The 7920-nt window shown below is 34.7% G+C and carries 5 protein-coding genes and 1 pseudogene; 3 read left to right on the top strand and 3 right to left on the bottom strand.

The genetic code is table 11. The annotated features are described in order from the left end of the window. Positions 1–3579: pseudogene (locus tag O9267_RS02645) on the bottom strand (hypothetical protein); the annotation flags it as partial. Between the two features lie 146 nt (positions 3580–3725). Between O9267_RS02645 and folE the strand changes: the two are divergent. From folE to yidD, 3 genes are all read left to right on the top strand, one after another. Then, the gene (gene folE, locus O9267_RS02640) at positions 3726–4397 is read left to right on the top strand and encodes a GTP cyclohydrolase I FolE (protein ID WP_298175683.1); all 672 of its coding nucleotides are present in this window, start codon (positions 3726–3728) and stop codon (positions 4395–4397) included. Positions 4398–4522: 125 nt separating this feature from the next. After that, positions 4523–6007: a cysteine--tRNA ligase gene (gene cysS, locus O9267_RS02635; protein ID WP_298175681.1), complete on the top strand. Its 1485-nt coding sequence runs from the start codon at positions 4523–4525 to the stop codon at positions 6005–6007. Between the two features lie 44 nt (positions 6008–6051). Beyond that, positions 6052–6288: a membrane protein insertion efficiency factor YidD gene (gene yidD, locus O9267_RS02630; protein ID WP_298175679.1), complete on the top strand. Its 237-nt coding sequence runs from the start codon at positions 6052–6054 to the stop codon at positions 6286–6288. Positions 6289–6404: 116 nt separating this feature from the next. Here the strand turns inward: yidD and O9267_RS02625 are convergent, their stop codons facing one another. Together O9267_RS02625 and O9267_RS02620 are read right to left on the bottom strand one after the other, a co-directional pair. Then, positions 6405–7097, bottom strand: a complete 693-nt coding sequence (locus O9267_RS02625) for an SIMPL domain-containing protein (RefSeq protein WP_298175677.1) — start codon at positions 7095–7097, stop codon at positions 6405–6407. Between the two features lie 166 nt (positions 7098–7263). Then, entirely contained in the window at positions 7264–7905 is a 642-nt protein-coding gene (locus tag O9267_RS02620; RefSeq protein ID WP_298175675.1) for a rhomboid family intramembrane serine protease, read from the bottom strand. Positions 7906–7920 lie beyond the last annotated feature (15 nt).

The raw sequence follows: 7920 nt of genomic DNA, 5'->3' as shown, positions 1-7920 counted from the left end.
TCCTGTGTTGCCTGTGATTACAGAACTTGTTGTAATGTTTACCGTTGTTGGTGTACAAACTGATGGTGGATTTACTATCGTTAATACTGGTGTTGTATTTATTGTTACAACTACTGGTTTGATATCAACACAACTACCTGTGGTACTCTTAATATAATACGTTCCACTAGTTGCTATGGCTGTTGGAGTCGCTAATGAGCTAGTCGCTGCCGCATTTGTCCAATATGTCAATGCTCCCAAATTCGTACTTCCTGCTGTTACTGCTGCTGCTGTAATATCAACCGTGGTTGGGAAACATACCGAAGATGGATTGGTGATTACTAAAGAAGGGTTTGCATTAACCACAACCTCCGTATCATCAGTAGAAATAACATTTCCTAAAATATCATAAGCTGATAGTGTGTATAAATAAGGTGCTATAGCAGTTGCAGGGATAGTTAATCCAGTATTAGCCAATGTAGTTGAAGTATAGCCTCCTGGTCCAGTCCATCCATAATGGTGAGCTCCTAGAACAGTTGTTCCATTTAAATCAAAGGTGCTTCCTTCACAAATTGGTCCAGTGTTGGAAGCTGTTATATTCCCACAAGCTTTTATCTCAATTGTAGCAGAAACTGGTGCTGCAGTACATCCAAAAGCTGAAGGGAAAACATAATTTACATGATAAAATCCAACTGGTAAAGTTCCAAAAGATATTTGTCCTGTAATTGCATCAACTGTCAAACCATCTGGTGAAGAAAAGAATCCTCCTGATGTTAACGTAGAAGTAGGCAAATAGGAAGTTGTATCTCCAACACAATAAGGACTACCAGCGTAACTGAATGCCCCTGAAGCTGGTGTAACAACATCAATAGTAAAACTTCTTATGTTTGTACATCCAGTATTAAAATCTGTTATAGACACATAAATAGTTTTAGGAAAAACTGTTCCTAAAGCTGGTGTATAAGTAGTTGGTATTGCAGGTAAAGTAGCCAAAGCATCTGCATAAGTTTCATGATAACTGAAATCAAAATCTCCTGCACTTTGCCCATTTAGCATATAAACATTTTGATCTAAATTAAATGTATGAGAAGGACCCGCGCTACAAATAGTTAAAGGTTTAGGGTCAAGAGTAGGAATTAAAGGTTGCACATCCACAATATAAGAATCTTGCAAAACAAAATCTTGTGTTCCATCTGGATTCAGATAAGTAACTTCAGACGTATAAACATCATTTTGGTTAGCATTTATGTTTATAGTAGATGTAGCAACACCTCCAACAACTGTAATAGCAGGTGTTGGAAGGATTTCAACTCCATTTTTATACCATTTTAAAGTACTTAACGAAGTTCCATTTGGCTTAAATCTCCATGCTTCTCCTGTTAAACTTTCCCACGAACCTGAAAATCTATTTCTTCCAGGTGCTGTTATTGCATTAGATCCCGTGCTATTTATTAAACCAATTATACCAAATCCGCCCCAATTTCCAGTAGTGTTTTTTCTTCTTTTAACATAAACATCAATTATGTTTGAAGTTTCATACAAAACAATTTGATAAGATTGTTTTCCATTTGGATGAGTTGTACCATCTCCCCATAAGAAAACTTCATTCGTATTCATGACAAAAACCCTGTTATCCCCTGTTGGACAAGCATTTGCAACATAATAATTAATTGAAGCTGGTGGCGCAGGCGAATTTGTAAAATCAATATCTTGCCAAACTCCAAAAATTGCATTTTTTATAGTGACAGCTGTTGACGCACCTGAATTATTTAAATCAGCAGGATTTGTATAATCACAAATTGTTCCTAATCTACCTAGATCAAATGTTAATAATCCATTAGACCCAACCACCACTTTATCGTAATCATTTCCATAAAAATTAAAATTAAAAGGTAACGTAAAAGGTGATGTACTTGAGGTTCCAGCAAAAAAATCATCTTGATTTGCAGGAGATGGTGGAATCGGAATTTGATTTAAACTAGTAAAACTATAAGCTGGCGCATATGGTATAGATGTTACCGTATAACTAGTAGTCCTTTTTTTGTCCTGAAAAGTGGTTGTTAATGTAGTAACTTGTCCGCCATTACAAACTGTAGTTGGCCCTTGTAGTTTAACAAATGGTGGTCCTCCTCCAGATGTATCGTTAGAAAAAGTTAGAACATTTATAGTAACCGTTCCGCTTACATTATTAGTACAAGTTCCATCTGTACTATCTACTAAAAAATAAGAAGTTGTCACATTAATAGCCGGTGTTGTGTAGGTCCCAACTCCACTTGCTCCTAGCGCAACAGGTATTAATACCGTTGGAGAAAGACTTGAAGCTATGTGAACGGTAGTATTAGGTGTTCCGTTAATAGTTAAAGTCTCAATATCACCAGGACATACATTGTTAATTGTTGATACACTAAAACTAGCATCAAATTTCAAAACATTTACAGTAACTGTGCTTATAGGTTCTGTACTTGTAGAAGAAGCATTCTGAACACTAACAAGATTATAATTATAAACTCCAGCAACATTTGTAGGAACACTAACAGTTGCTGTATTACTGGTATTAGCATACACTGTTTGTAAAACTCCTCCATTAATATTATAATTAAACATGTAAGGAGGTGCACAATTGCTAGCCGTAAAAGTAATAATAGGTGAAGTACCGTTTAAACAAACCGTAGTATTACCAGAAATTGTTCCCTTTACATTTTCAACAACGACAGTTGCACTCGATGCTGGCAAAACATTTGTAAGGCCACCACTTTCAACGTTTACTAAATTATACGTATAACTAGTAGCAGTGTTTACGACTACTGGAACAGTAACAGAATTTGTTGTTGCAGTCGTTGAAACCGTTTGAGTTAATCCACCACCAATAGTATAGGCAAATGTATAGGGCGGCGTTCCGTTTGCTCCTGTAAAAGTTATAGCTGTATTTGCTCCTACGCAAACTGTTGCAGCACCAGAAATTGTAGCTGTTGGTAATAAATTTACCGAAAAATCATCAACTGCAAAATCATTGCCTGGAAAACCATTATTTGTATTCCATAATTCAATATTTACACAAGCATTTGAAGCTACAAAAGTGTAAGTTATTTTTTGCCAAGGACTATTTGGCACATCTATCAAAGTTGGACTTGGAACAGGAGTTACACTTGTAGCATTTGTAAACTGTACATTAATACTTGGTTGTGTGCTTCCTACAATTGTTGGATCATAAATAGATTTTGCCCAAAAACTAAATTCATATTTTTTTCCAACAGTTAACCCGCAAACACCACCGCCAGTATTACCTGCTTTCCAGAAACGTGGATTACCAACAGCATTATTTCCATCAATGACCATCATTTTTCCAGTTCCTGATGTATGATCTGTTGCAACAATAAAACTTGCAGTATTTAAAACTTGAGGATTGGTTACAAAAGCATAATTACCAGCCGATGTTGTTCCTGCAAAAGGAGCCGTTAATTCGGTATATCCCGTTCCATCAACTAAAAATCCGTTTCCGCTTCCGCCTAGTTCAAAACTACCATTCGTTAGCAGATTTTGAGCGACTAAAACATTGGCAAACAACATATTTAAAGCAATTAATAATAGTGTTTTTTTCATTGGTATAGTTTTTTTGAGGAGCGAAATTTACATAAAATTCACAAATAATTATCTTAAAATTATTTTTTTTTAAATATTCAATTTATCAGAAATAAATAAACTATTAATTATTTACCTTTGCAGTTCATTTTTAAAATTAGAAGCACATGAGTATTACATCAGATTATAATGATGAAATAGGCGAAAATCACATAGCAACTTCTGCACAAAATCCTGTAAGAAAGGACGCATTTGACATTTCTGATGAGCAAAAAATTGAACTTATCAAAAAAGATGTTGAGAGTATTCTGCAAACACTTGGCATGGATTTGGAAGATGACAGCATAAAAGGAACTCCAAATAGAGTAGCAAAAATGTTTGTGAAAGAACTTTTTGGTGGATTGAATCCAACCAAAAAACCGAGCTCTTCTACATTTGATAACAACTATAAGTATGGTGAAATGTTGGTTGAAAAAAACATAACACTTTACTCAACCTGCGAGCATCATTTGCTTCCTATTATTGGTAGAGCACATGTTGCTTATATTTCGAATGGAAAAGTGATTGGACTTTCTAAAATGAATAGAATTGTAGAGTATTTTGCCAAAAGACCTCAAGTGCAAGAAAGATTGACTATGCAAATTGTACAAGAAATGCAAAAGGTGCTTGGAACGGATGATGTTGCTTGTATAATTGATGCAAAACATTTGTGTGTGAATTCAAGAGGAATAAAAGATATTGAAAGTAGCACGGTTACCTCTGAATTTGGAGGAAAATTTAAAGATGAGAATACCAAAAGAGAATTTTTGGATTACATTAAGTTCGATACAAAATTTTAAGATAAAGTTGATTAACTAGCCCCGATAGCAGTGGAAATCCTTTTCTTTTTCATGCTGAGCGCAGTCGAAGTATAAAAAAGAAAAGATTGGAACGAATAGCGGGATTAGCTCCTAAAAAATAAAAAATGCAGTTATATACAACCAATAGTTTAAAAATATACAACACGCTTTCGGGCGAAAAGGAAGTTTTTGTGCCATTAAATGATGGAAATATTGGCATGTATGTATGTGGACCAACGGTTTATAGCAATGTTCACCTAGGAAATGTACGAACTTTTATGAGTTTTGACATGGTGTATCGATATTTACTTCATTTGGGATACAAAGTTCGTTATGTTCGAAATATTACCGATGCTGGGCATTTGACCGATGATGGAAATGTTGACAATGACCGTTTTGTGAAGCAAACACGTCTGGAAAAACTAGAACCAATGGAAGTCGTTCAGAAATATACGGTTGATTTTCATAGGGTTTTGGAAGTTTACAATTTGTTGCCACCAACTATTGAGCCAACTGCAACGGGTCATATTATTGAGCAAATTGAATTGATTGAGAAATTAATAGAAAAAGGTTTTGCTTATGAAAGCAATGGTTCGGTTTATTTTGATGTTTTTGAATACAACAAAAAGGGCTTGAATTATGGTGAATTAAGTAATCGAAATATAGAAGAATTGTTTGCCAATACAAGAGATTTGGACGGACAAAATGAAAAGAAAAACCCGCAAGATTTTGCTTTGTGGAAAAATGCGTCGCCAGCACATATCATGCGTTGGAATTCGCCTTGGGGTGAAGGTTTTCCTGGTTGGCATTTGGAATGTACTGCAATGAGTACGAAATATTTGGGTGAAAGATTTGATATTCACGGTGGCGGAATGGATTTGAAATTCCCGCATCATGAGTGTGAAGTGGCTCAAGGAAAAGCTTGTAACGATATAACTCCAGTAAATTATTGGATGCACACCAACATGCTTACCATGAATGGTTTGCGTATGAGTAAATCGACAGGAAATTATATTTTGCCAATGCAATTAGTAAATGGCGATAATGATTTTTTTGAAAAGAAATTCCAGTCAAGCGTGGTTCGTTTTTGCTTTATGCAAGCGCATTACAGAAGTGTTTTAGATATTTCTAACGAGGCCATGATTGCTGCCGAAAAAGGATATAACCGATTGGTTGAAGCTATCAAACAATTAGATTCGATAAAAGCTTCGACAATTTCTACTTTGAATGTTGCCGCATGGAAAAATTCTTGCTATGAAGCAATGAATGACGATTTAAACACGCCAATTTTAATTGCAAATTTATTTGAAGGTGTTCGTTTTGTGAATTTGTTGAAAGAGAATTCAGTAACACTTACTGCTACTGATTTGGAAGATTTTTCTAAAACGATAAAAGCATTTGTTTTTGATGTTTTAGGATTAGCAAGCGAAACTAGCTCTGAAGGCAATTTGGAAAAAGTTACTGGTTTGGTTGAATTGCTTATTGAAATGCGAAATACTGCCAGAGCCAACAAAGATTTTGCTATGTCTGACCAAATTAGAGATCAGTTATTAGCGCTTGGTATTCAGTTGAAAGATGGCAAAGACGGTACTGAGTTTAGTATGGTTTAGTTTTCAAAAAACAGATTTCAGAAGGCAGAATTAAGATTGTAACTATGTTGAAAAAAATTCTTATTTTTCCTTTACTTGTTCTTATTCGCTTTTATCAAGGTGCCATTTCGCCATTTACGCCAGCTGCTTGTCGTTTTGAGCCAACTTGTTCGCACTATTTTGTGGATGCCTTGAAAATTCATGGATTATTTTACGGAACTTATCTTGGTGTGAAACGAATACTGAGTTGTCATCCATGGGGAAAATCGGGTTATGATCCTGTTCCAAATAAGAAAGACTGATTTGTTTACCATATAAGGCATTTAAGGTCATATAAGTTTGGTAATTATTATAAAAAAAGAGAAAACTCATTGCGAATTTTCTCTTTTCTTTATTCTCTTTTCTTTATTCTAACTTCTTAATCCAACAGAAAACTTACTGTTACATTGGCAATAACTTCAATTTCACCAATTGCTAATGTTTCTCTTGGTGCTTCTGATCCATCTGCCATTGCCATCATTGCTCCTTTGTATATAGGTTGCGGATAGTAAGCTTGAGAATTATCATTGATTAAAAGTGCTTTTCCAATTTTTTGATTTAAAACAGAAACGTAATCTTCGGCTTTTTGTTTAGCATCTTTCATGGCTGCTTTACGAGCATCTGATTGTAGTTGTTCTAATTTAGATGATTTGAATTCTACATTTTCAATTCTGTTTACGCCATTATCTATTAACCCTTCTGATAATTCATCGTATTTTGATAAGTCTTTTAATAGAATTACGATTGTTTGATTGGCTAAATAATTATGTTTCTTTTTTTCGTAATCGTAATTTGGGTATAAATTCACTCGTTGTGTAAGTACATCTTCTTTTGGCAATTTCATTCTTTTTACAAATTGCAACACTTTTTCGACAGCGATGTCATTTTCTTTTTTTACATCAGCAGCTTTTGTGCCTTTGGTTTCTATTGAAACTGTTAACAAAGCTTGGTCTGGTGTAACTTTTATTTTTCCTTCGCCTGAAACTGTCACTTGTGGAATTTGCGGTTTGTACTCTTGTGCGTCCATCATAATTGTAAAAAATGTGATTAGAATTAGAATTGATTTTTTCATAATAAATTTGTTTTAGTTTGTATTCGTGATTTCAAAATGTGTGCCAAATTTTTAACTACAGACTGCGTTAGGGATAGAAATGGAAATCCTTTACTTTTTTTCTTTAAAAAAGTAAAGATTTGGAATGTATAGCCCGACCCGAAGGGAAACGCCCAAAAAATAAAAATTATAATTTTCCGAGTTTGGTCATTACAAATAAAATTACAATTGGAATTGCCAAAAGAAGCACCATTTGTGTATTATCGGTAAACATGTGTGGTTCTTTTATCAATGTTATCAAATAACCGCCGATTGCACCTCCAAAATGCGCTGTGTGACCAATGTTATCGTTCTTGGCTTTCATTCCGTAAATAGAATAGAGTAAATAACCTATTCCGAAAATGTAGGCTGGAATGGGAATTGGAATAAAGAACATATATAAACTCATATCTGGCTGAAACAAAATTGCCGAATACAAAACGCCTGTTACAGCTCCAGAAGCGCCTATGGCTCGGTAACTGTAATCGTTTTTGTGCATTAATAACGTTAGTAAACTTCCAAAAAGTAGGCTTCCGAAATACACTAGCAGAAAATTGGCGTTTCCTAAATAACTTATAACAGTTGGCGCAAAAAAGTACAATGTTAGCATATTAAATGCCAAATGCGCAATATCGGCATGAAGAAAGGCAGAAGTTATCATACGAAGTTGTTCGCCAGCGCGAATGCTTCCGATGTGGAATTCGTATTTTCTAAAAAAATGAATGTCATCAAATCCTTTGAAACTCACTATAACGTTGGCTGCGATAATAAAAATAAGTACTGCTGTCATAAATTAAATTGGTAA

The sequence above is a fragment of the Flavobacterium sp. genome, from assembly GCF_027531705.1.
Taxonomy (GTDB): Bacteria; Bacteroidota; Bacteroidia; order Flavobacteriales; family Flavobacteriaceae; genus Flavobacterium.
The sequence above is the reverse complement of the archived record's forward strand: the minus strand, read 5'-3'. Positions and strand labels throughout refer to the sequence as shown.